This window comes from Clostridium sp. LY3-2 (genome assembly GCF_024705715.1).
GTDB lineage: Bacteria > Bacillota > Clostridia > Clostridiales > Clostridiaceae > Clostridium.
Genome location: NZ_JAMDLQ010000015.1, coordinates 79811 through 100971, shown reverse-complemented (window position 1 = coordinate 100971; position 21161 = coordinate 79811). Strand labels below are relative to the sequence as shown.

The window sequence follows — 21161 nt, the reverse complement described above, 5'->3', positions numbered from 1 at the left end:
AATTACACCTCAAAATATCCATCTTTAACTTCAGTTTTTCTTAAGTTAGAATTATAAAGAAGTAAATATTCGTTACTTACGTAAGGTTTTACAACTTTATAAAGATCTTTATCAATCTCTTTGTTAGTTGAAAGGATAATAACTTGCTTACTTATATTAGGTAAGTAAGTAGTAGTTAAAGCATTTCTGTGAGTCTCATCTATACGAGCATATGGAGTATCTATTATAAACGGAATTTCAACTCCAGAGCTTTTAATTATTGCCCATATTAAGCAAAGTATATAGATTTGCTTTTCTCCTTTTGAGAAATCATTTATATTAACCTTAGTGCTAACAGATATAAATTGAGCAAGTGGAATAGATGATAGTTTTTCTTTTAATTCATTATTATTAGATACACTATAATTATTAAATAGATCATCTATAAACTTCGAACCATATTTTTTAATAGTACCCTCAAAGCCTAAGTGGGTTAATATATTTAAAATTTCATTTGTATCATATTCTTTATTAATATAAAGAGTAGAGTTAAATGAATCATCTATAACAATACTATTTACATAATTATCTTTTCTAATAATTTTACTGAAAATATTTATAAATTCTGATTCAATAGTATCTATCTTATCTCTTGTAATATTTTTAAGTAAATTATCTAAGTATTCTATGATACTTGAAGACATTTCTAAAACATTATTATTTTGAACAAGAGAGGTATATTCATTTTTAGCTCTAGTTAAATGGTAATCTTTTTGTGATAATTGATTAGTTTTTTCTTCTAAAGTTGCTTTAGAGGCAGCAATTATATTTTCTGTTTCTGTAATCTCAGTATTAACAATAGTAGAAGATTCTAAGTAATTATCTAATAACTCATCAGATACTGAAGAATTTAAAAGATCACGTAATTTTTTTAGTTTTCCTTTAATTACTTTTAGCCTATTAAACTTATCTTTTATAGATGATTTAAATTCTTTATCTTTAGTTAAAATACTATTTATCAAATGATTTATACTATTTTTATCTTCAATAGATAATTCAAGAATATTTTCTACTGAGTCAATTTTATCAAATTTAAACATTTCATCTAATAGAGTCAATGCTATTTCCTCATAATCCATTTTAGAAGGTGAGCTTAAATGTTTAGTTAAAGTGTTTTTAACTACATCACCAGATAATTTTTGACTAATGCTATTAAATGAAAGTAGAGCATCTTCTTCTTGAATTTGGTCTTTAGTTTTCTTTAGTAATTTAGATATTAATAAAAATGGTAATAAATCGTTACAGAAATTTTTAATGTATTGATTAATGTCTGAACGTTCTAATTCTAGTTTATTTATTTCAGAATTAAGTTTAGCTTTTTCATCTTCAAAAATACCACCGCTATTTCTAAAGTCATTTTCAATTTTTTCACGTTTTATATATAAATCATCTAAAACTGTTTCGTTATTTTTTATAGTTTCATTTAAAGCTTCAATATCATTTTTAATTTCAGAAACTTCTGATAAGATAGCTTCGTATCTATCTCTAATTTCTTCAATCTTTTGATTTGATTTTGATTTGCTTCTTTGATATGAAAGTAATTGTTTCTTTAAGACATCAAAAGTATCATAATTAAATAATTCTAATACAGCTTCTTTTAAGTTAGAACTTGATGACTTTCCAACAAAGAAATCACTTAATTCCTCTCCATCAAAAAAGAAGAAATCAAAAAGTGAAGGTGGTAAAACTGATTTAAGATATTTATCAAAATAAAGTTTATCATCATCTGAAAGTTCTGTGTCTTCTAAAAAAACATCAAATTTTTCAAGAAGTTTATGTTTTTGATATTTCCAACTACGCTTTAAGTAATAATTTTTTATTCTAGTACCTTCTTTAAATGAAATACTTAATCCTATGAAAGATTCAATATCCTCATTTTTAAATGCATTATCATTAATATTATTTTTAATTTTTGTTTGATAATTATAGTTGTGACCTAAATAACCGTAGGTAGTAGGCCCGTATATACATAATTTTATAGCTTCGAAAAGAGTTGATTTACCAGCACCATTTTCGCCACCGATTAAAACTATATTTTTTTCACCGTTTGGTGTAAATGAGAAGGTAGTTTCATCTTCATATGATCTAAAATTTTTAAGTGTTATATTATTAATTATCATGGTCTATCTCCTCAATTAAACTTTTGTGTAAGCGCTTTTGATTTAATAGCTTGGTTATCGATTTATCAAGTATAGTTTTATTTGTAAAATGTTTATACTTGTTAGTTTCTATAAGCAATCTCTTTATTAAATCTTCTGGAATATCTGTATCTACGCAAAGATTAGATATTTGAGTTAGGGTATCATTATCAAAAATAGGTTTTTTATAGTCATCCCAAGGAAGTCTAGTACCTGTTTTCTTATAATAAATATCAACAAGAGTTCTTCTAGTTAAATCTTCTTCGTCATCCCAGATTTTATCTATAGCTTCTAATTCTTCAATAGAAATTAAATTAAAGTCATAAGCTTCATGGATTTTTGCTTGAGTTTCAAGTAATTTTTCTAAAATAAGTTGTCTTCCCTTGAAGTTGAAAGGTCCATAACCTACAACATTTATAAAGTCACCAGTAGAATCAGTTTTTATTTTAGTTTCATCTAATTTTATGTCTTCACCTAACTCTATAGTTGGAATTAGTTCAAGGAATACCTTATCTTTATTAGTTGAAGTTTTAGCAAGTAGTTCTTCAGATTTTTTAGATCTAACTAAGTCAATATAACCTTCGTTATTTTCTTCATCAAAGAACAAATGATTCTTATCTATTATGTAATTTTCTAATAAAGGTAATTTATCTATATAAATTTTTTTGTAATAATGATTTCCATCTCTTCTGTATTGTTGTCTATACTCATGTTTATCACGAATACTTAATAGCCATTCCCTAAAATCAAGTAAAGGTTGTAACTCTGTTTCTCCACCTTTAATAAATCCAGTTAATGATTTATCTTCCTTTACAACAGTACAGATCCAACATCCAAACCTAGAATTACCACAAGATGGAGTTTCTGAATCATTAGTAACAGTAAAAGGACATTCTCCACCGTCACCGCCCATATAAAGGTCGAATAAATCTTTATTGTTAGTTCCCCAAGGTGTTATTCCTTTATTTGATTGAAGAAGTATATCCCAAACATCATTTGTAGTTAAATCTACTATTGGATTATAAACATAAGTATTTTGAAGAGTAACGTGTGGTGTTAAAAGATAACCATCTATTTCTCTATTTTTAATTCTTATTCCTCTAGCAATACTTTCAGATTTTCTAACTCCTAAAAGAACTACAACTTCACCATTTTCTTTAACTCTATCTTCAATAAATTTATTAGAAGGTTTTATTTTTAATCTTTCAGTACACCATCTAAATCTTATAGATGTAGGAGTAGGTAATCCTCTTCCGATAACATTAGCCCAAAAAGTATTATTATAATCAGGGTGAATCATATCAGTATATAAAGGAAGTCCAAGTTTTTCAGCACCTTCATGTATAAGTTTTGAATTATCAACTAAAAAATTCAATACTACAGGATTTTCTATTAATGTGTCAGAAGAAATAACATAGATTGCCTTATGTCTATCTTTTGGAGATAAAGATTGAAGCATTTTAAATGCAAGTAAAACAACTGTAGTACTATCTTTACCGCCACTATATCCAATTACCCAAGGTCTAGAGTCATTTTTATAGACACGGGTCATTTCTTCTATTATTGGTTTTTCTATATCGAGCAAATTATTATTAGGCATTTATTTTTCCCTCTTCTTTCTATATGCGGTTTCTATTTTTAAATCTTCATCATTTAGTGAAATGCCTAATTTTTGTTTAATTAAGTTATGAGTTAATTTAACGTAGGTTGCACTTTTAACTATTCTTCCAGTTGAACCTATAACTCTATGTTGCCAATCGTTAAGATTAGCTCTATTCCAGTCTATTTCACTTATGTTAGATAAGATTTTTTTCCAATCTGATTTAGAATTTTTATAAAGATAATTGCAAACTAAACCAAGAGCTTCTAATACAACTCCATTTGAACTAATATACTCATTTCTAAAAGAGTGAGCACTCATTTCGTGTTTGAACACAAAGCTCCATTCTTTCATGTTTTTACACAAAACATCCCAAAAATCAAAGACTAATTTTTTAGCATCTTCATCTGGCAAGTTAAGTTTATTAAGTAGCTTTTTATTAGTTTCGTTTATACTACTTAAAGTGAAAAGTTTATTAGAAAACTTAGATAAAGATGGATTTTCTCTATCAGTAAAATAATTTATTTCTTTATTTTCATCTAAAAGAGCCTTTGAAATTAAAGCAATTGGATCTCTAGAATCATAGAGTATTCCTATTGATTTAGAAACATTTACAGCATGCTTATTAAGGTCTGCAAAAATTTGTTGGCTTCTTTTAAGGTCTTCATCTATAAATAATACAACCGAGATTGTCTCATCACCAAGCTCGGGACTAGCTTTTAAAGCTTCTTCAATAGCAGCTCTTCTATGTTGTCCGTCATTTATAAGTAATCGACTATCCATTGAAACTTTTAAATTTCCTATGTTTTCATCAAAAGATTTATCTAATGGCAAAAATTCAAACTCACCATCAATTGAAGCAGTAAGGGATGAAAACACATAATCGCTACTATTATTAACGATATAATTTGCAATATCAGGAATTCTATTTTTATTTAAAATTCTCTGCGCTCTGTATTCAGGAGGAAGTTCACTATCATTAAAAATAAATAACTTTGAAAGTATCGATAAAGGACACATTATAACAAAGAAATTTCTGTTAGCTTGATTCCCTCTTAAAGCAGGGAACGAGTAGAAAAAATTATTTTTCATATTAAATAACCTCCTTACGTACGTAATAATCAAATTAAATTATAACAAAGATATAAAATGTTTTAAACAAAAAATCAACAAAATATTAAAATAAGACTAGAGGAGAATTAAAAGGTAAATTTGTAGGGTAATAAAAATTTATAATAGATAAGTTAAGGAAAAGACTAGATATAATGAGGGTTAGGGGAAGTTCATATAATAATTTAAATGGATTTAATATAGAACATATAAAAAGGTAGGAACTTCTATTAGCGGGAAATAACAAGATATTAAAATAAGACTATAATAGAATTAAAGGATAGATTTGAATGGGATTAATAACTAAGTTAAGAAAAACTATAGAAATATAGAATTGGATCCAAGAAAGAACATATAGAAAGTTGAGAAGTTATATCACGGGAAATAACAAAATATTAAAATAAGGTAAGGTGTATAATTAGAAAAGAAAGAAGAAAGAGGCGGATTTAAGGAAGGAATAGTTCTTAAAGAAGTTAAATAATATGTCAAAAATAATAAAAGTTCAGCTAAAAATTTAGTTGAACTTTTTTATATGAAAAACTTTAAAAATAAGGCTAAAAAAGATGAACAAAATATGCTAAATTATTGAACTTTATGTTAAATGTTGCTATTATTTAGGTGATTAAACTTTAATTATATAGGGGGAATTAATAATGAAAAATGGTAAACCACTTTACAAGAGAGTTTGGTTCTGGGTAGTTGTTGTTATTCTTTTAGGGGGAGTAGGTAGCGCTATGTCTGAAGATCCAAAACCAGACACTTCAAAGAAACAAGAAGTAGCTACAGGGGACAAGCCTGCAAGTGATACTAAAAAAGAAGATACTTCAAAGCCTAAAGAAGAGAAAAAAGAAAAAGAGGAAGATAAAAAAGTTCCTACTGAATATAAATCAGCTTTAGCAAAAGCAAAAGTATATAGTAATTCTATGAATATGTCTAAAGACGGAGTTTATGATCAATTAACTTCAGAGTACGGAGAAAAATTCTCTAAAGAAGCAGCAAAATACGCTGTAGATAATGTAGAAGCTAATTGGAAAGAAAACGCACTTAAAAAGGCAGAAACTTATAGCGATACTATGAATATGTCTAAAGATGGAATTTACGATCAATTAATTTCAAAGCACGGAGAAAAGTTCACAAAAGACCAAGCAAAGTACGCTGTAGATAACGTAGAAGCTGACTGGAAAGAAAATGCTCTTAAAAAAGCAAAGACTTATCAAGACAGTATGAATATGTCTCCAAACGCAATTTATGATCAATTAATATCGCAGCATGGTGAAAAGTTCACAAAAGACCAAGCAAAATATGCTGTAGATAAATTAAAGTAAGATGTTTAGAGAAGCAAAATATTAAAAAATATATTTTAGAAGAAGATTAGGATAATACTTTTAGTAGTATTATCCTAATCTTTTAGTTTAATTAATAAAAAATAGGACTTAATAATGATAAATTTGGAATTACCATTAAATTTTTGTTAGTAATTTTGATAAATTATAAAAAATATGATTAAATTTGGTATCATATTGTATGGTGAATAAATTATTATTTTAAATAACGATATTATAATAAGAAAGCGAGAGGAGTTAAGCTTGAAAATATTAAAAGATTTAAAGACTTTTTTTACAATAAATCTAATATTAGTATCTTTCTTATTAATTGGTGACTTTTTAGCATCGAGGATAATAACGAATAATATAAACGAAAAGTCCTACGTAAACTACAGCAAACAGATTTCTAAATTAGCTGATGGTACTTTTAATGGTTTAGAGGAGCTTGTTTCGGATTTTGCATCTGATGAAGAGCTTATTAAATTACTTAATAAAAAAGGGTCTCACGAACAAAAAGAAAAGAGTATTATGAGTAATGTAAAGTATGCTAAAGCTTTACTTACAACTATAAGCTTTGCAGAATCTCTTTATGTAGTTGATGATAAAGAAAAAGAACTATATAGCTCAAACGGATACCACAAAGATTATGATATGGTAAGTAGACCTTGGTTTGAAGAAGCTTTTAAAGAAAATATGGAAGGTAAAAAAGTTATAATTACACCTATGCATAGAGATTACTTTAATGATAGATATACTATCTCCATTGTATCTTTCATTAAGGATAAAAATCATAAGGTTCTAGGATGTGTAATTTTAAATACATATATGGATACCTTCACAAGGTATATGGGAGATCTTTACGGAGACGATGGTAATGTAAAGATGTTTATAAAATTGCTTGATGGCAAATACTACGATTACTATAGCGGAATTAAAACCTTAGATGAGATTAAAAGTCAAAAAGGTGTTCATATAGTAGATAATGGTAACATGCTTTTTGCTTTTAATAGTAATGCTTCTACTATTCACAGGGTTATAAGTAATGTAAACACCATTAATTTAGTTATGTTTGTAGTATTTATTTTATTGACATTAGTTTCATTTATCGTAGTTAAAAAGAAAATTTTAGGTTCTCTTCTTTTAAATATAAATAAGCTTAAAAATATTTTAGTTTATTTAAATAAATATGATGAAGAAAAGTTTGAAAGTAAAAAAGGTTTTGAGCAGTTAGATTTTATAGTTAATGCCTTTGATGAAGCTATAGATGAAAAAGCTAGGGAGTATATTTTATATGATTCTTTAACTAAGGTTTTAAATAGAAAAGGCTTATTAGAAGAATTTAATAGAGAGTCTAAAAAGGGCAGGGAATTTGCAATTATATTTATAGATTTAAATAAATTTAAAAATATAAATGATGTTTACGGCCATTTAGCAGGAGATGATTACCTTAAAGGGTTCTCTAAAATGCTATCTAAAGCACTTAAAAATAGAGGAGTTTTAGCTAGGGTTTCAGGAGATGAGTTTGTAATTTTATATAAAAATTATACCTCAAAGATGGAACTTAAAAGTTTCTTTAAAAATAATGTTTTTAAAGTTTTTAAAGAAAATAGACTTTTAGATAAAAAGCTTTTGGTTACTTTTTCAGCAGGTGCAGCAATTTACCCAGCTGACGGTAATACTTTAAGCGATCTTATAAAGAAAAGTGACTTTATGATGTATACAAACAAAAAGAAAGGTTCTAGTGATGAATTAGCATTTTTTGATGATAAGGGATATAAGGAATCAGAGGAAGGGGAAACTATATCTATAGAGTTAGAAGAAGCTATAAAAAATAATGAATTGTTTTTAAAATATCAACCTATAGTAAATAGGGATTTAAAAGTAGTTAAAGCAGAAGCTTTAATTAGGTGGGAAAACAAAAAACTAGGGTTTGTTCCACCAGATAAGTTTATAAAAATAGCTGAAGAAACTAGAGAAATAATTAAAATAGGTTATTTTGTTATAGATAGGCTTTGCAAAGATATTAAAATAATTAAAGAATCAGGAATAAATGATGTTGTGTTTAACGTTAATGTTTCTGCAATTCAGCTTTTAGAGCCAAGCTTTGCATTTAAAGCTAAGAAGATAGTTGAAAAAAATAATCTTAAATGCAGGGATATCTGTATAGAGATAACTGAATCAGTTATGATTGAAGAAGAGGAAGTATCTTTAAAGAATTTAGATTTATTAAAGCTTTACGGATTTAAGTTATCTTTAGATGACTTTGGAACAGGCTATACATCCTTTGCTTATTTAAAGAAATTTAAAGGAGAATCTTTAAAGATAGATAAGACTATTTTAGATGATGCTGTAGATAATGAGTATAGAATTATAAACAGTATAAAAGAAATCGGGGAAGAATTAGACTTTAATGTTGTTATTGAGGGAGTAGAGAGAAAAGAGCAGTTTGAAGCTTTAAGTAAGATAGGCTGTAACTACTTCCAAGGGTTTTATTTTTCAAAACCAATAATGATTAATGAATTAAAAGATTTTATAAATAAGAGTTAAAGCTATGCTATTTTTAGTATAGCTTTTTTTCTATAGAGTTGACATTAATTAGGAATAGTGTTATATATTTTATTAGGGATTAGCACTCTAAGGGTGAGAGTGCTAACACATAGAATATTTTAATTGAAGGGGAGTAATTCAAGATGTCAAAGAGAGAATTTAAAGCAGAATCAAAAAGATTATTAGACATTGTAATTAACTCAATCTATACAAACAGAGAGATATTTTTAAGAGAGTTAATTTCAAATGCCAGCGATGCAACAGATAAGGTTTATTACAAAACTTTAGAGGACAGTAACCTTACTTTTAATAAAGATGATTACTTTATTAAAATCGTCCCAAACAAAGAAGAGAGAACTTTAACTATCCAAGATAGAGGGATAGGGATGACTAAAGAAGAACTTGATGATAACTTAGGTGTTATAGCAAAAAGTGGATCTTTAGCATTTAAAAAGGAAAATGAATTAAAAGACGGGTTTGATATAATAGGTCAATTCGGAGTAGGTTTTTATTCAGGATTTTTAGTATCAGATAAGATGACTGTTATATCTAAAGCCTTAGGTTCAGACAAAGCTTATAAGTGGGAATCTGACGGGGTAGACGGATATACTATAGAAGACGCTGAGAAAGAAAATATAGGAACTTCTGTAATCTTACACTTAAAAGAAAATACTGAAGACGAAAATTATGATGAATTCTTAGAAGAATATAAATTAAGAAGTTTAATTAAAAAATACTCAGACTTTATAAGATATCCAATCAAATTAGATATAGTTAAGTCAGAATTAAAAGAAGGAACTGAAGATGAATACGAAGAAAAAGTTTCAGAAGAAACTGTAAACAGTATGGTTCCACTTTGGAGAAGAAACAAAAAAGAATTAACAGATGAAGATTATAATAACTTCTACATTGAGAAAAGATTTGGGTTTGATAAACCTTTAAGACATATGCATATAAGTGTTGATGGAATGATAAGCTACAACTCAATTTTATATATTCCAGAAAATACTCCGTACGATTATTACACTAAGGAATACGAAAAAGGCTTAGAACTTTACTCAAATGGAGTATTAATAATGGAAAAATGCTCAGAGCTTTTACCAGATTACTTTGGATTTGTAAAAGGTATAGTAGATTCAGCTGACCTTTCACTTAATATTTCAAGAGAGATGCTTCAACACGACAGACAACTTAGCCGTATAGCTAAAAACATTAAAAACAAAATCAAAAACGAATTAGAATCTATGCTTAAAAACGATAGAGAAGCATACGAAAAATTCTATAAATCATTTGGAAGACAACTTAAATACGGAATTTATGATGACTTTGGAATGAATAAAGACGACTTAAAAGATTTAATTATGTTCTATTCTTCAAAAGAAAAGAAAATGGTTACTTTAAATGAGTACGTAGAAAGAATGGCAGAAGATCAAAAATATATCTACTACGCAGTTGGAGAATCAAACGAAAGAATAGAAAAAATGCCTCAAACTGAGATGCTTTTAGACAAAGGATACGAAATTTTATACTTCACAGAAGATATAGATGAATTCTCAATAAAAGTTCTTATGAACTACAAAGAAAAAGAGTTTAAATCAGTTTCAAGCGGAGATTTAGGAATTGAATCTAAAGAAGAAAATGAAAAAGAAAACGAAGAAAACAAAGATTTATTCTCTATGATGAAAGAAGCTTTAGGAGATAAAGTAACAGAAGTTAGAGCGTCTAATAGACTTAAAAATTATCCAGTTTGCCTTTCATCAGAAGGAGAACTTTCAATAGAGATGGAAAAAATCTTAAATGCTATGCCAAACAACGAAAAGCTTAAAGCAAAAAGAATATTAGAAGTAAATACAAACCACGAAGTATTTAACTCATTAAAATCATCTATGGAAAGTGATAAAGAAAAATTCAGCCTTTACACAAATCTTTTATACAACCAAGCGTTATTAGTAGAAGGTTTAAATATAGAAGACCCAGTTGAATTTACAAATGATATCTGTAAGTTAATGAAATAGTAAATCTTGCCCTGTAGTTTTTAATTAGACTACAGGGTTTTTATTTACAATTATATGTAAAAATTATACAATTAAATAGGGGTGTAGTATGTTTATAATAAAATTTATAGTATTAATCGTATTAGCTTTACTATTAGATAAAATACTAGAGCCACTTTATAAGAAAATTTTAGTTGGGGATGGAAGAAGACAAAAGAAGCTATTTATAATTTTAATAGGATTATTTTTATTACTTCTTGCAGAAGGGTTAGAATTTCAAAATTCAGAAATCATTAAAGGATTAGTTTTAGTAGAAACTGTGTTTGCAAGTAGTTATGCTAATGAAAATTGCACAGAATAAAGAGTAAATTAGACAATAGACTAAAATATTTATTTTGGTCTATTATTTTTTTGCCTGTTTGTTAAAAATAGAGTTATATAAATATTAATTATTTGAAAATTAATTAAAAAAGGACTATAAATTTATAAAAGAATAAATTAAAATAGAATAGAAGGTTATTTAATAATAATTGATATTAAATAATAATATATTTAAATTGAATAAAAATTTGGAGATGATAAAAATGAAAGTGCATAAAAATTATCTTATATTAATAGCAGGAATAGTTTGGAGTATCGCAGGTTTTAATATAGTAAGACTTGGCGTTATAGCATATAAAGATCACGTTACAATTTTAAATATTATTTTATCAGTAGTAGTATTTTCAATATTCTTAGGAATGATATTTTATAAAATGGTACAAAAACACGTTGTTAGGATTTTAGATTATAAAGAAAAACAATACTTTTATAAATTCTTTGATTTAAAATCATATATAATCATGGCAGTTATGATGGGTGGAGGAATTTATTTAAGATATTCTGGATTAGTTCCTGACACATTTATAGCATTTTTCTATACAGGACTAGGTCTTGCATTACTTTTATCTGGAATATTATTTTTAATAAAATACGTAAAAGTAGTAAAATCAGACAAAGAAGGAAAAGAAGAATTAAAAGAAAAAGAAGCATAATACATGCTTCTTTTTTTTAGCCTTCTCTTACTAATTTAGAATCTTTATCAAAATACTTTACAGTTATATTAGACTCTTTTGTTTCTTTATTTAAATCTACTAAAGCCATAGACTTATCTTTAAAATCTATTTTTATAGGTTTTTCATTATTTACTGAAACTTCTGCATAGCTGATATTATCATTAACATTTTTAATGAAAACAAGTCCTAAATTATTTTTACCATTACGATTAAACCTAATGCAGTAATGATAAGTTTGTAACCCGTCTACTTTATGATCGTAAGCAGATGCTTCTTTAAAAACATAATCATTTAATTTGTTTTTTTCAAAAGAAATATAACCGCTAGATTTATCTGAATAGAACCCAGTAACTTTAGTATCTTCAATACTTAATGTATCTAAAAGTGTAATATTAGATTTAGAAATACCCCCTAGCATTTCATCAGAGTTTAAAGCTTCTAAAATCTCTTTATCGTTATTTCCATAGATAGTTTTATCAGTTTTTTTTACATAATTAAATAGTAAAATAGTTGATAAGATTATTAAAAGTGCAATTATTATTTTTTTCATAGCAGAGCCCCCTTTGCTATCCCCCTAAACTTAATGAATAAATTATAACATATTTTGGAAATATAATTAATATAAAACTTCTATTTAATTAATAAAAAAGCGCAAGGGTACGAGCCTTGCGCAAAGTTTATCTTTTTGAAATTATAAGCAATTTTAAAAATTCAAATATTGAAATTAGAAATAAACCGATACATAAGAAATAATAAATTAAAATCTCTTTAAGACTAGGGATATGATAAATTAAAATCCCTAAAAGGCAAAAGATTATTCCTATTATTGAATTTATTATAAAAGGTTTATTATAATTTTTAGTTTTAACTTTTTTTACTATTAAGAAAATAATAAAAGCTATTATTAAAACTAATACACCTTGATAAAATGCAGTTAAGCTTTTAGTAAAATAGGTTTTTGGGTAATTATACCTAGTATAAACTAAGTATCTCATAACACCCATCTTACTTTGTGATAAATTATTTAAAATAAGTAAGCTTATTAAAACTGCCATATTTAAAAAGGTTAATATTGAATATAAAATACTTTTAGTTTTGTTTTTCATTTAAGCACTCTTTTCTAATAATTATTTAGTAGGTTCTCCTGTTTCAGTAGGGTTTGATTTATCTGAAGACCATTCGTACCAACCGTTTGAATATAAAGCTATATCTTTAAGCCCAAGTACATTTGCGTAAGTTGTAACTTCAGCTGCTCTCCAACCTGAACCACAGAAGAAGGCAAGTTTTTCATTTGGATCTATTCCAAGTGATTTCCACATAGCAAGTATTTCATCACCATTTCTCATAGTGTTATCTATATTTCTATAGTCTTCTAGGTGGTGAGCATCAGAACCAGCTTTACCCCAAGTTGAACCTTTTGGTCTTCCTTTTTCTGAAAGGTCAGGGTAACCTGAAGTTTTTCCGATATATTCGTCGTATGATCTTATATCTACAAGCTTAGAGTCTTTTCCGTTTAAGATTTCTTTAGCTTTATTTATATCTATTATATAGTCTTTCTTTAAAGGCTTATCAGAACCAAATGAATCTACAGGTTTTTTAGGGTTTACTGTAGTTTCCATAGGTAAACCTGCATTAGTCCAAGCGGCTGTTCCTCCATTTAAGACTCTAACATCTTTAACTCCAAGATAAGTTAAAATTGCAGCTAATCTGTATGAAGCCATAGGGTCAGCGCCATATAAAACTACTGTATCATTTTTAGTTATGCCGTTATTTTTAGCAAACTTAATTAAATCTTTATCAGAGTTTAAGCTCCAAAGAGGGGCTGATTCTATCTCGTCTGTATTGATGTGAACTGCACCTTTTATGTGGCCATCTTTGTAATCTTTAGCGTGGTCTAAATCTCCCCAAGATACTTCAAATATTTTAAAGTTATCATTATTAAAAGTTTCTGGCTTTTTACCTTCTATAAGGTCATTTACAAAGCTTGGTGGAACTAATAACTGGTAATTTTCAAATGATTCCATCGGTAAACTTTTATCCTTTGCCCACTCTTTAACGTCATAAGTATAGATATTTTTATAACCTTTTTTAGAAAGGTAATCTGCGATCTTTTTAGAGTCTTTAGAGTTAGCATCATATAAAACTATATTTTTATCAGGTGTTATACCTTTATCTTTTAGAGTTTTATCAAGTTTTTCGTCTTTGTCCTTATCTGAAACATCAAGCCAAAGCGCTGAAAAATCAGTAGCACCTTTTATGTGACCTGAGCGAGATACAGAATCTAACTTCCAACCGTTAAAAGCATCGTTTGATCTAGTATCAACTACGACCCAATTATCTTTCCCTAAGTTTTCTTTTACTTCAGAAGTAGTTATAGTTTTAGTTTGAGCTTCAGGAGATTTTGAATCATCTTTTGAAGTGCAAGAAACTAAAAATATTCCTAAAATAGAAATAGTTAAAATTAATGTTAAGTATTTTGTTTTCTTTAGCATTTTAATCCTCCTTTGGTTTGTAAACCAATATTTACATTATACTTTATAGATTTAAGATAATAAATCAAAATATTTTAATTTAAATATTAGCATTCCCCATAAAGGATATAACTTTACATAATTAAATGTTATAATTAATTTATAGTTTATGTGGAGGAAGTAAAAATGCTTAAATATGAAGAAATAGCAGAAGATATAATTAAAAAGATTGAAGAAGGAAAATATGGACCTAACGATCAATTACCTTTAGAAAAAGAGATGTGTGAGCATTATGGTGTAAGCCGTATTACTATAAAAAAAGCTATGGATACCTTAGTTTTTAGGGGATTAGTTGTTAAACGTAGAGGATCTGGAAGCTTTGTAAAAGATATAACAGAAAAAGAATTTACAAGTATAAGTGAATCTAATCAGTTTTTAGGGTTTTCAAGAACTTTCAAAAACGCAAAAATAACTTCTGAAATAGTAGAATTTAAAGTAATAACTCCAGATGAAAAAATATCTAAAAAGCTTAGGATAAATAAAGATGACTTTGTTTATTATATAGTTAGAGCAAGGTATGCAGACGGTGAGCCTTATGTAGTTGAATATACTTATATGCCAATAGATACAATCCCAGGCTTAAAGATTGATACTATTAAAGGATCTCTTTACGAATATATTGAAGAAAGTTTAAACTTAAAAATAAAAAGTGCCCACAGAACAATAAGGGCATCTCTTCCTACAGATTTAGAAAAAGAAAAGCTTAAAATTAATGAGCCACTTCCTATCTTAGAAGTAGAACAAGTAGCTTATTTAGATACAGGACAGCCTTTCGAATATTCTAAATCAAGACATAGGGGAGATAAATTCGAATTTAAAAGTATAAGTGTTAATTAATAAAAGTGTAGAACTGATTTTAGTTCTGCACTTTTTCTAATTTGTAAAACATTAAAAAAAGATATATAATATATTTTAATAAATTAAAAGACATATCTTTTGTTGACAAAGAATATAATTTAATATATAGTTAGTGTAACGGATTACATTAAAGGTATTAATAAAATATCACGAAGTTATGAAGTTTAAATTATATAAATAGATAGGTTTAAATTTAGGAGGATTAAGTTTATGAATAAAAAATTAGAATTTCCAAAAGGATTTTTATGGGGGTCAGCAACATCAGGACCTCAAAGTGAAGGAAGATTTAATAAAAAGCATGATAGCGTTTTTGATTATTGGTTTGATACAGAACCAGAACTATTCTTTGATGGAGTAGGACCAAACGTAGCATCTAACTTTTATAATAGTTATAAATCTGATTTAAAGATGTTAAATGAAATAGGTTTAAATTCACTTAGAACATCTATTCAATGGACTAGACTTATTAAAGATTTTGAGACAGGAGAAGCAGACGAGGATGGAGTTAGATTTTATAATGATGTAATAGATGAATGTATTAAAAATAATATGATTCCAATTATGAATTTACATCATTTTGACCTTCCTATAGAACTTTACGAAAAGTACGGAGGGTGGGAGTCTAAACACGTAGTAGATTTATTTTGTAAATTTGCAAAAACTGCTTTTGAACTTTTTAGAGATAGAGTTAAATACTGGACTACTTTTAACGAGCCTATAGTTGTTGTAGAAGGAGAGTATTTATATCAGTTCCATTATCCAAAACTAGTAGACGGTAAAAAGGCAGTTCAAGTTTTATATAACTTAAATTTAGCTTCAGCTAAAGTAATAGAAGAATTTAAAAAAGATAATTTAGATGGGGAGATTGGAATAATTTTAAATCTAACTCCAGCTTATCCTAGAAGTGATAGTAAAGAAGATCTTTTAGCAAGTAAAATTGCAGATGACTTTTTTAATAACTCATTCTTAGACCCAGCTGTAAAAGGAGAGTTCCCTAAATTACTATTAGATGTTTTAAAGAAAGATAAAGTTCTTTTTGAAAGCACAGAAGAAGAACTAAAAATAATAAAAGAAAACACTGTAGACTTTTTAGGAGTAAACTATTATCAGCCTAGAAGAGTTAAAGCACGTGAAAAAGACTTAGATTTAAAAGGAAACTGGATGCCAGATAAATACTTTGAAAATTACGAGATGCCAAACAGAAGGATGAATCCTTATAGAGGTTGGGAAATCTACCCTGAAGCTATGTATGATATAGCTATAAATATAAAAGAAAACTACAACAACATACCTTGGTTTATATCAGAAAATGGTATGGGAGTTGAAGGCGAAGAAAGATATATAAATAACGAAGGAGTTATAGAAGACGATTATAGAATAGATTTCTATAAAGAACATTTAGAATTTCTTCACAAAGGGATAGAAGAAGGTTCAAATTGCTTCGGATATCACACTTGGACTCCTATAGATTGTTGGTCTTGGTGTAATGCTTACAAAAACAGATATGGGTTTATATCAGTAAATTTAAAAAATCAAATTAAAACTATCAAAAAATCAGGAAGATGGATAAAAGAAGTTTCTTTAAATAATGGTTTTTAGATATAATATCAGTAAATATTATTTTAAATTTGATAAATTCTTTCTAGATTTATAGTTACTAGAAGGTTTATATTGCAAAGAGGTGCCTTTCATAGAATTTTTTATGAAAAGCACCTTTTATTTTTTATTATAACTAAAATTATGTAACCTATTTTAAGTTTAATACATATAATATATTAAAAGAGCTTATGCTGTGTGGAGTTTTATATTATGGAAGATGTAATGAAGATTGTAGATACAAGCATGCAAGCTATAGTAAAGCCTAGTACAAGCCTTCCAAAAGAAACTATAAAAAAGTCAGCTTACGGTTTAGAAATGCTAAATGTAAATGAATTTTGGAAAATAGGTTACTTTGGAGAAGGAGTCAAAATTGCCGTTTTAGATAGTGGATGTGACTTTGATAATATTTATTTAAGAGATAGAATAATTTTAGGGAAAAATTTTACTAAAGATGATAACTCTGATGAAAATATCTTTAAAGATTATAATGGCCACGGAACTCACGTTGCAGGGATTATAGGAAGTAGCGCCTTAGGTGTAGCTCCTAAATGTGAATTAATTATATTAAAGGTTGTACAAGGTAACGGAACAGGAAGCATAGATAGCTTTCTAAAAGCTTTTAGATTTGCTATAGAGGAAAAGGTAGATATTATATCCATTTCTTTAGGGTCACCTAATGAAGTAGAGGAAATTCACGATTCTATAAAGATAGCGAATAGCTTAGGGATTTCTGTAGTTTGTGCAGCTGGAAATTTAGGAGACGGAAATAGTGATACAGATGAACTATTATATCCTAGTGCATACAACGAAGTTATAAGTGTTGGTGCTGTTGATAATAACAAAAGCATAGCTAATTTTACAAATTCTAATAAAGAAGTAGATGTTGTTGCACCGGGTGTAAATATTTTATCTACATTTCCAGAAAACAGATTTGCATTTTTAACGGGAACTAGTATGAGTGCTCCCTTTGTAACTGGTGTAATTGCTCTTATTATAGAGTGGTCAAAAGTAGAGTTTGGAAGAAGATTTACAGAAGATGAAATCTATAGCGAGCTTATAAAAAACACTGTGTCTTTAGAGGCACCTAGAACTTTTCAAGGAAAAGGGCTAGTATATTGTAGTTTAAGATAGAAAATAAAGATGCGAAGAATTTCGCATCTTTTTATTTTGTCAATTTGTTTTTATTATTATACTCTTTTAATAAATATATATCAAAAAGGTTTGAATTTTTTTAATAAATGATTAAAAATATGAGCTAATTATGATAAAAAAATAAATGTATGTTACAATCAAATGGAAAATAAAACAAAAGGGGGATAAAAATGAGAATTGAAGTAAAAAATATTAGTAAATCCTTCAAAGACGTAAAAGCTTTAAATAATTTAAGCTTTGCGGTAGAAGAAGGAGAAGCTTTGGGACTTCTTGGAAGAAATGGAGCTGGAAAAACTACTACGATTAGAATCCTTTTAGATATTATTGAAAGTGATTCAGGGGAAGTACTTTTTGATGGCAGCGAAAAGGTGTTAAATCAAGCTGACTTTGGCTACCTTCCAGAAGAGAGAGGTCTTTACTTAAAGTACACTGTAAAAAACCAACTTTTATATTTTTTAAGCCTTAGAGGTGTAAGCAAAAGCGAGGGGTTAAAGACTATAGATTTTTGGCTTGAGAAATTTGAGATTAAAGATTATTTAAATAAAAAGGTAGAAACTCTATCAAAGGGTAATAAGCAAAAAATTCAATTAATAGTTGCTTTAATGCATGATCCGAGCGTTATAATTTTAGACGAGCCATTTAGTGGACTAGATCCTGTAAATGTTGAGTTATTTAAAAATGTTATAAGGGAGCTATTAGAAAAAGGAAAGACTTTAATATTTAGTTCTCACAGAATGGCGGATGTTGAAGAATTCTGTGATGAAATAGTTATGCTTAAAGACGGGGAGTCTATACTTCAAGGAAACTTAGAAAAAATAAAAGAAGAATACGGAATGAAAGATTTAGTTATAGAAACTAGCTTTGATATTAAAGAAATCTTAGATAATAAAGAATTATCATACGTAGAGCAAAAAAATAGATATGTTGTTGATTTAAAAGATTTAGAAAAAGGAAGAAATCTTTTAAAAGAAATGATAGAAAAAGGAATTGAAATAGATAGTTTCTATTTTGAAAAGCCAAGCCTAAATGACATATTTATAGAAAGGCTAGGTGATTAATAATGAAGAGATTTTTTACTATATTTTCTTTTACATTTAAAGAGGCTGTAAGAAATAAAGGGTTTATAATATCTACTTTAATAACACTTGTTTTTTTATTTGGATTTTCAAATTTAGATAAAATAGTTAAAGTTTTTGATAGCGGTAAGGCTGATAAAGTTTTAGTTTTAGAAGATTCTAAAACTAAAAAGCTAAATGAAGAAAGTTTAAAAAGATTTAATTCAGAAGATTATGATTTTATTTTAGGGAATAATCTAAAGGAATTAGATAGTGAAAGAAAAAAATTAACTGAAGATAAATCAGACTACGTTGGAATTTTAGTTGTAGAAACAGAAAAAAATATTGAAGGTAAGCTTTATGTAAATAAAGAACCAAGTTCAAGCCTTCAAGATAAAGTGCATGAAATTACAAATAACTTTAAAGTTTCAGAAGATATAAAAAAATTTAATTTAAAACCTGATGAATATAAAAAGTTAATGACTCCTGCAAACGTTGAAGTAATTCAAAAAGGAAATGCTTCAAGTGGAAGAATGATGATAGTGTACTTCTTAATATTTATGTTATACGGTGGTATGATAGGACTTGGAAGTATGGTAGCTATGTCAGTTTTAGAAGAAAAATCAAACAGAATTATGGAATCTCTTATAACTATGGCAAAACCTTTAGAATTATTCTTTGGTAAAGTCCTTGGAATTTGTGCAGTAGGAGTAGTTCAGTTTGGAGTTTTAATAGGGGCTGGATCTTTAATGCTTAAAAATTCAGGTATGGCAAGTTCGATTCTAGAAAGTGCAAATGTGGATTACAAAGTTATAATAACTTTCTGCATTTTCTTCTTAATAGGATATTTAACTTTCTCACTTCTTTACGGTGCGCTTGGGTCTCTTGCTAGTAATATGCAAGATGCAAACGGTGCTTTAGGGGGAATTACTTATATAATTATAGCTGTATTTATTATTGCTATGCAGTGTTTAAATCATGTTGATTCAACTCCTGCTATAATTTTAAGTTATATTCCATTTGCTTCACCATTAGTTATGTTTGAGAGAATTATATTATCAAATGTTGGAATTTTAGAAATTATTTTAAGTATAGGCTTAAATCTTTTATATATATTTATAATAGGTTTTGTAAGTGCAAAAATCTACAAAAGAGGAAGCTTACATTACGGAACAAAGCTTTCAGTATTTAAAGTTATAAAAGAAATCAAAAAATAATATTGAGTAAAGAATATAACAGATATTAAATATAAGGGAAATTAAACTTAAAGTTGTTTAATTTCCCTATTATTTTAAAATAAAACAAGTTGCGTGGACAACTAAATGGGGTTATAATAAATAAAAAGTGTTGTGTAGGCAACTAAGATTTGGGGAGGAAGGTTTATGAAAATTAATATAATATATTTTTCAGGAACAGGAAATACAAAATACGTAGGGGACTATTTAGGAAAGAAATTATCTAATGGGGATAATGAAGTAAAAATAAGCAGCATTGATAAAAATCCTAAAATAGATGAAGATACGGAGCTTTTAATTTTAGGGGGTCCTATATATGCGGGAAACGTTCCAGAAAAGATGATTAGATGGGTTTTAAGAAATGTACCTAATAAAAATATAGATTGTATAGTTTATTCAACGTCAGCAGGGCTTAAAAATGCAAATGGCGTAATTTCATTAGCTAAGAAACTAGAAAAGAAGGGGTATAATATTTTATCAAAAGATACATACGTTATGCCAAGAAACTTTTATTTTGGAAGATATGAAAAAAACACAGATAAAGAAATAAAAGATATGGTAGAAGAAGTTAATAAAAAGATGGATGCTCTAATAGATAAAATAAATGAAAAATCATTAACTCCATTAGAAAAGTATACTAAAGGAGTTTTAGGAAAAGACTTATTAGCAGAAACCTTTAGTGTGATGGCAAGATTTATGGGAAAAAACTTTTCAGTTGATGATAATTGCATAAAGTGTGGATTATGCGTTAAAAATTGCCCAGAAAATAATATAGTTTTTGATGATAATAAGAATATCAAATTTTTAAATAAATGTATGCTTTGTACAAGATGCATACATAATTGCCCTAAAAACGCTATAAATTATAAAGGAGAAAAGTACGAACAATATAAGATAGCTGACTATATAAAATAAATTTCGCT

General features: G+C 27.5%; 17 protein-coding genes. 11 read left to right on the top strand and 6 right to left on the bottom strand.

The annotated features are described in order from the left end of the window. Window positions 1-2 precede the first annotated feature (2 nt). Genes dndD through dndB form a run of 3 tightly spaced genes read right to left on the bottom strand, consistent with a single transcriptional unit; the run spans window position 3 to window position 4869 of the window. The gene (gene dndD / locus M4I33_RS05170) at window positions 3-2159 is read right to left on the bottom strand and encodes a DNA sulfur modification protein DndD (protein ID WP_257915815.1); all 2157 of its coding nucleotides are present in this window, start codon (window positions 2157-2159) and stop codon (window positions 3-5) included. After that, window positions 2149-3777 (bottom strand): DNA phosphorothioation system sulfurtransferase DndC, encoded by a 1629-nt coding sequence (gene dndC, locus M4I33_RS05165; protein WP_257915814.1) that lies wholly within the window; start codon window positions 3775-3777, stop codon window positions 2149-2151. The genes dndD and dndC overlap by 11 nt, the downstream gene beginning before the upstream one ends. Then, entirely contained in the window at window positions 3778-4869 is a 1092-nt protein-coding gene (dndB, locus tag M4I33_RS05160; protein ID WP_257915813.1) for a DNA sulfur modification protein DndB, read from the bottom strand. 671 nt (window positions 4870-5540) lie between these two features. Between dndB and M4I33_RS05155 the strand changes: the two genes are divergently transcribed. The 5 genes from M4I33_RS05155 (at window position 5541) to M4I33_RS05135 (ending at window position 11787) form a co-directional block, all read left to right on the top strand. After that, complete coding sequence (locus M4I33_RS05155) at window positions 5541-6212, top strand: Ltp family lipoprotein (protein WP_257915812.1); 672 nt, start codon at window positions 5541-5543, stop codon at window positions 6210-6212. A 261-nt stretch (window positions 6213-6473) separates the two neighbouring features. After that, on the top strand, window positions 6474-8759 hold the full coding sequence (locus M4I33_RS05150; protein WP_257915811.1) for an EAL domain-containing protein: 2286 nt from the start codon (window positions 6474-6476) through the stop codon (window positions 8757-8759). A 143-nt stretch (window positions 8760-8902) separates the two neighbouring features. Further along, entirely contained in the window at window positions 8903-10774 is a 1872-nt protein-coding gene (gene htpG / locus M4I33_RS05145) for a molecular chaperone HtpG (protein WP_257915810.1), read from the top strand. An 88-nt stretch (window positions 10775-10862) separates the two neighbouring features. Beyond that, window positions 10863-11114, top strand: coding sequence for a hypothetical protein (locus M4I33_RS05140; RefSeq protein WP_257915809.1), 252 nt, complete (start codon window positions 10863-10865; stop codon window positions 11112-11114). 223 nt (window positions 11115-11337) lie between these two features. Then, window positions 11338-11787 (top strand): hypothetical protein, encoded by a 450-nt coding sequence (locus M4I33_RS05135; protein ID WP_257915808.1) that lies wholly within the window; start codon window positions 11338-11340, stop codon window positions 11785-11787. A 16-nt stretch (window positions 11788-11803) separates the two neighbouring features. Here M4I33_RS05135 and M4I33_RS05130 read toward each other — a convergent pair whose 3' ends face one another. From M4I33_RS05130 to M4I33_RS05120, 3 genes are all read right to left on the bottom strand, one after another. Continuing rightward, window positions 11804-12358, bottom strand: a complete 555-nt coding sequence (locus tag M4I33_RS05130) for a hypothetical protein (protein WP_257915807.1) — start codon at window positions 12356-12358, stop codon at window positions 11804-11806. Between the two features lie 127 nt (window positions 12359-12485). Continuing rightward, the gene (locus M4I33_RS05125; RefSeq protein ID WP_257915806.1) at window positions 12486-12914 is read right to left on the bottom strand and encodes a hypothetical protein; all 429 of its coding nucleotides are present in this window, start codon (window positions 12912-12914) and stop codon (window positions 12486-12488) included. A gap of 21 nt (window positions 12915-12935) precedes the next feature. Then, the gene (locus tag M4I33_RS05120; protein ID WP_257915805.1) at window positions 12936-14300 is read right to left on the bottom strand and encodes a rhodanese-like domain-containing protein; all 1365 of its coding nucleotides are present in this window, start codon (window positions 14298-14300) and stop codon (window positions 12936-12938) included. Between the two features lie 165 nt (window positions 14301-14465). Between M4I33_RS05120 and M4I33_RS05115 the strand changes: the two genes are divergently transcribed. From M4I33_RS05115 to M4I33_RS05090, 6 genes are all read left to right on the top strand, one after another. After that, window positions 14466-15176 carry a GntR family transcriptional regulator gene (locus M4I33_RS05115; RefSeq protein WP_257915804.1) on the top strand — a complete coding sequence of 237 codons (711 nt, stop codon included), beginning with the start codon at window positions 14466-14468 and terminating at the stop codon, window positions 15174-15176. A 231-nt stretch (window positions 15177-15407) separates the two neighbouring features. Then, window positions 15408-16796 carry a glycoside hydrolase family 1 protein gene (locus tag M4I33_RS05110; protein ID WP_257915803.1) on the top strand — a complete coding sequence of 463 codons (1389 nt, stop codon included), beginning with the start codon at window positions 15408-15410 and terminating at the stop codon, window positions 16794-16796. A gap of 210 nt (window positions 16797-17006) precedes the next feature. Beyond that, entirely contained in the window at window positions 17007-17927 is a 921-nt protein-coding gene (locus tag M4I33_RS05105; protein ID WP_257915802.1) for a S8 family peptidase, read from the top strand. A gap of 191 nt (window positions 17928-18118) precedes the next feature. Then, entirely contained in the window at window positions 18119-19006 is an 888-nt protein-coding gene (locus M4I33_RS05100; protein WP_257915801.1) for an ABC transporter ATP-binding protein, read from the top strand. A 2-nt stretch (window positions 19007-19008) separates the two neighbouring features. Then, complete coding sequence (locus M4I33_RS05095; protein ID WP_257915800.1) at window positions 19009-20220, top strand: ABC transporter permease; 1212 nt, start codon at window positions 19009-19011, stop codon at window positions 20218-20220. Between the two features lie 165 nt (window positions 20221-20385). Further along, window positions 20386-21153: an EFR1 family ferrodoxin gene (locus tag M4I33_RS05090; RefSeq protein ID WP_257915799.1), complete on the top strand. Its 768-nt coding sequence runs from the start codon at window positions 20386-20388 to the stop codon at window positions 21151-21153. The last annotated feature ends 8 nt before the right edge of the window (window positions 21154-21161 follow it).

Bases quoted from the DNA above. Each gene is read 5' to 3' on its own strand.
- M4I33_RS05120 (WP_257915805.1), bottom strand. From the start codon at position 14,300: ATGCTAAAGAAAACAAAATACTTAACATTAATTTTAACTATTTCTATT.
- M4I33_RS05125 (WP_257915806.1), bottom strand. From the start codon at position 12,914: ATGAAAAACAAAACTAAAAGTATTTTATATTCAATATTAACCTTTTTA.
- M4I33_RS05115 (WP_257915804.1), top strand. From the start codon at position 14,466: ATGCTTAAATATGAAGAAATAGCAGAAGATATAATTAAAAAGATTGAA.
- M4I33_RS05105 (WP_257915802.1), top strand. From the start codon at position 17,007: ATGGAAGATGTAATGAAGATTGTAGATACAAGCATGCAAGCTATAGTA.
- M4I33_RS05155 (WP_257915812.1), top strand. From the start codon at position 5,541: ATGAAAAATGGTAAACCACTTTACAAGAGAGTTTGGTTCTGGGTAGTT.
- htpG (WP_257915810.1), top strand. From the start codon at position 8,903: ATGTCAAAGAGAGAATTTAAAGCAGAATCAAAAAGATTATTAGACATT.
- dndD (WP_257915815.1), bottom strand. From the start codon at position 2,159: ATGATAATTAATAATATAACACTTAAAAATTTTAGATCATATGAAGAT.
- M4I33_RS05100 (WP_257915801.1), top strand. From the start codon at position 18,119: ATGAGAATTGAAGTAAAAAATATTAGTAAATCCTTCAAAGACGTAAAA.
- M4I33_RS05130 (WP_257915807.1), bottom strand. From the start codon at position 12,358: ATGAAAAAAATAATAATTGCACTTTTAATAATCTTATCAACTATTTTA.
- M4I33_RS05140 (WP_257915809.1), top strand. From the start codon at position 10,863: ATGTTTATAATAAAATTTATAGTATTAATCGTATTAGCTTTACTATTA.
- M4I33_RS05090 (WP_257915799.1), top strand. From the start codon at position 20,386: ATGAAAATTAATATAATATATTTTTCAGGAACAGGAAATACAAAATAC.
- M4I33_RS05135 (WP_257915808.1), top strand. From the start codon at position 11,338: ATGAAAGTGCATAAAAATTATCTTATATTAATAGCAGGAATAGTTTGG.
- M4I33_RS05110 (WP_257915803.1), top strand. From the start codon at position 15,408: ATGAATAAAAAATTAGAATTTCCAAAAGGATTTTTATGGGGGTCAGCA.
- dndB (WP_257915813.1), bottom strand. From the start codon at position 4,869: ATGAAAAATAATTTTTTCTACTCGTTCCCTGCTTTAAGAGGGAATCAA.
- dndC (WP_257915814.1), bottom strand. From the start codon at position 3,777: ATGCCTAATAATAATTTGCTCGATATAGAAAAACCAATAATAGAAGAA.
- M4I33_RS05095 (WP_257915800.1), top strand. From the start codon at position 19,009: ATGAAGAGATTTTTTACTATATTTTCTTTTACATTTAAAGAGGCTGTA.